Origin of the sequence: Microbacterium sp. (genome assembly GCF_035554235.1) — a bacterium.
GTDB lineage: Bacteria > Actinomycetota > Actinomycetes > Actinomycetales > Microbacteriaceae > Microbacterium.
This window is the reverse complement of record NZ_DATMIO010000244.1, coordinates 1-2,909: the sequence shown is the minus strand read 5'-3', so window position 1 is coordinate 2,909 and position 2,909 is coordinate 1. Positions and strand designations below refer to the sequence as shown.

Here is a 2,909-nt window from a genome sequence, read left to right as displayed (position 1 = left end):
CCTCGGTCTCGGTGGAGTGATCACCCTGATCGTCGGCATCCTCATCCTGGTCTGGCCGCAGAAGACGGCGTTCGTCGTCACCTTCATCATCGCCGCGTACCTGATCATCGCCGGCCTGGTATATGCCGGTCTCGGCATCTTCACGAAGAACCGCGGTGGCTGGTCGCGCATCGGCCACATCCTGCTCGGCGTAATCTTCATCATCGCCGGCATCTACGCCTTCATCGATCTCGCGACGGCGACGCTGGCGTTGGCCGTGTTCCTCGGCATCCTCGTCGGCATCCTCTGGATCATCGAAGGCGTGGTCGCGCTCTCCACGCTCGGCGACGCCGGTTCGAAGGGCTGGACGATCTTCTTCGCCATCCTGAGCATCGTCGCCGGCATCGTGCTGCTGTTCTCGCCGCTCTACATCGTGGCGTTGTGGTGGCTGCTCGGCATCGCACTCGTCGTTCTCGGCATCGTGCAGATCATCCGCGCGTTCACGTTCGGCAACAAGGTCGCCTGACACCGCAACGCGGGTGCGGAGTCAGGACACCGGGAGCTTCCGCGCCCACCAGTCGAGCACCGCGTCGAACCGCTGCAGGCGGTGCCGCGGCTGGCCCGAGCGCGTGAGCTCGTGGTCCTCCCCGGGAAAGACCAGCAGCTCGGCCTCGACGCCGTTGCGCTTGAGCGCCGAGTAGTACCGCGTCGCCTGCTCGAGGGGGCAGCGCAGATCCAGTTCAGAGTGGATGACGAGCGTCGGGGTGCGCACCTGCGCCGCCGCGGCCATCGGGCTCTGGCGCTGCAGCGCCCCCGCGTCGGCGCCGACGTACTCGTCGCCGAAGAACGAGCCGATATCGCTCGTGCCCTGGAACGACACCGGGTCGAGAAATCCGCGCTCGACGATGGCGGCCGAGAAGCGGTGGTCGTGCGCGATGACCCACGCCGTCAGGTATCCGCCGTACGAACCGCCCATGACGCCGACGCGCCCGCCGTCGAGAGAGCCGTACGACGCGACAGCACCCTCCAGAAAGTCAATGACGTCGGTGAAGTCGACGGTTCCCATCGCCTGACGGATGCTGCGTCCATGGGCGCGGCCGTAACCGGCCGAGCCCCGGGGGTTGCAGTACGCCACCGCGTACCCGGCGTCGACGAGGGTCTGCACCTCGTCGAAAGGGTGGATGCCGTATGTCGCGTAGGGACCCCCGTGGATCATGAGGATGACGGGATGCGGCCCTTCGCCCTCCGGGACCGCGACCCAGCCGTGCACGGGGTAGCCGTCGCGACCATCGACGGTCAGCTCACGCACCGGGGCGAGCCCCGCCTCGCGGAGCGGCGCACCGAAGTCGGTGACCGTGCGCACGCCATCTCGGTCGATCACGACGAGCTCCCCGAAGGAGTCGCCGCGCGCCACGGTCGCCACGATCGTCTCCCCCGCGGCATCCTGACCGCCCGCCTCGACGTCGCCGGCAAGCACCTCGGTGCTCTCCCCGCGGCGGGTCACGCGCAGCAGGTGCGCGCGGCCGCGCGTGCGGTTCTGCACGAGGAAGTCCTCGCCGACGGGCGTTATGTGGCTGCCGACCTCGCCGAGGTCGATGGTCTCGGCGTCGGTGAGCCGGCGCGGGCCCTCGTCCTCGAGCAGCCAGAGCGCTGTTCCGGGCGCGACGAAGTCGACGCCCGCTGCGCCGACATCGGACGCGAGCACGGCGATGGTCCCGTCATCGGCGACGGCCACGTCGGCAAGCGACAGGTTGCGCTCCGTGCCTAGCACGTCGCGCGCGCCGGAGCCGTCGGCCCGCACGGCGACGAGGCGCGAGCGCAGATCGCGGCGCAGCGGCTCGATCTCGTCGACCACGGTCAGGATCTCAGAGCCGTCTGCGCTGAACGTGACGCCTGCGTGGTCCGCGTCGCCGGCGGTCAGCGGGAGGGACTCGCTGGGGACCGCGGCCTTCTTCGGCTGCTCCTCCCCCTCGGGCTGGACGGCGGGAGCGGGCTCATACGCCGGTTCGCCCGTCACATCGGGCACATCGACGACGAAAACGTGGCGCGGGCGATCGGCGGTGTACCCGACGCCGTTGGAGTGCCATCGCACGCCCGTGATGTGCCGCGGCGCCTCGGCTGCGGCATCCAGCCCCTCGACCGAGCCGTAGCGGCCCGGCTCCGGGACGCGTGCCGTGTACGCGAGGCGCGCGCCGTCGGGCGACCAGGCGAACGATCCGGCCCCCAGCGGCTGGTCTGTCACGCGCAGGGCCTCTCCCCCGCGCGCCGCGACGACGTGCACCTGCGGCCGCTTCTTCTCGTCCTCACGGATGAACGCGATCAGCGTCCCATCCGGCGAGAGCCGGGGCGACGAGTCGGCGACGCCGCGAGTGATTCGCCGTGCGGGGCCTGACCCGTCGAGGTCGACGCGCCAGAGCTGGCCGACGTTGCGGTTCGCCGCAACGTCGGCGCGCGACGTCGCGAACACCGCGAAGCCGCCGTCGGGAGCGATCGAGGGGCGCGAGACCGCCACGAGCTTGTCGATGTCGGCGGCGCGCAAGGTCACTCCCCCGCGAAGTCGCCTGTGTCGCCCACGAGGCGCGTGTTGTCATCCGGCACCGGGTCGACGGCCGCCTGCGCGACCTCGGCGGCGAACTCCGACACGTTGTAGAGCTTGCCGGCCGAGTCGCGGCGACCCGCGATCGCGCCAGGGTTGGCGCGCTCGAGAAGCGTCGCGGTGATCGTCCCCTCGATCATGTCGCCCGACACGACGACGAAGCCGATGCCGCGCTCCTCGAGGTCGGGGATCAACTCGCGAAGGGCGTCCTCGCCCGCACGCTTCGACAGCGCAACGGGGAGGTACTCGGGCATGGTGGGGGTCGTGCGAATGAAGTGCGCCTGGTGGCTCGTCACGAACACGACCCGCGAACCCGACCCGAGCAGCGGGAGCG

3 protein-coding genes are annotated in these 2,909 nt (G+C 70.4%); 1 reads left to right on the top strand and 2 read right to left on the bottom strand.

The window, feature by feature from the left end:
* The coding region (locus tag VNT50_RS12415; RefSeq protein WP_325485426.1) for an HdeD family acid-resistance protein at positions 1–505 on the top strand (505 nt) is incomplete at its 5' end.
* Between the two features lie 21 nt (positions 506–526).
* On the opposite strand, the gene VNT50_RS12410 is transcribed toward VNT50_RS12415, so the two are convergent.
* Both VNT50_RS12410 and VNT50_RS12405 read right to left on the bottom strand, forming a co-directional pair.
* Positions 527–2,518, bottom strand: a complete 1,992-nt coding sequence (locus VNT50_RS12410) for a S9 family peptidase (protein WP_325485427.1) — start codon at positions 2,516–2,518, stop codon at positions 527–529.
* 2 nt (positions 2,519–2,520) lie between these two features.
* A partial coding sequence (locus VNT50_RS12405; protein WP_325485425.1) for an SDR family oxidoreductase occupies positions 2,521–2,909 on the bottom strand: 389 nt, incomplete at its 5' end.